At 54.3% G+C, this 322-nt stretch carries 1 pseudogene; it reads right to left on the bottom strand.

Annotated features, from left to right (window positions below):
* Positions 1-124: 124 nt before the first annotated feature.
* Positions 125-322, bottom strand: a pseudogene (locus tag BLW97_RS18480) (TolC family protein); the annotation flags it as partial.

Here is a 322-nt window from a genome sequence, read left to right as displayed (position 1 = left end):
GTTGAGGCCTTCACAATCGCCACGGTAACCGGCACAGCCCAGGCCGAAGATATCGATAAAAAGGAAAGCAGCATCACCAGGTATCGCGCAGCATGGTGTGGTCGAATGCTTCGGGAGGATAGCGTCATGTGTGGGAAGTTTCCTTTTTTTCTGTAGGGTAGCGCCCCATATCAAGTTCCAATTGAGCGCGCGTCATTTGCACGGCAATTTTGGCACTGGCGAGGCGCAAGCGCGCTCGTACCCAACTGCCCTCTGCCTGAGCGAGATTCAGTGCATTAAAGGCACCCGCGAAATAGCCTTTTCGGGTCATGGTGTAGACGCT

This window comes from Acidithiobacillus albertensis, assembly GCF_001931655.1.
In the GTDB taxonomy this organism is placed as follows: Bacteria; Pseudomonadota; Gammaproteobacteria; order Acidithiobacillales; family Acidithiobacillaceae; genus Acidithiobacillus; species Acidithiobacillus thiooxidans.
The sequence above is the reverse complement of the archived record's forward strand: the minus strand, read 5'-3'. Positions and strand labels throughout refer to the sequence as shown.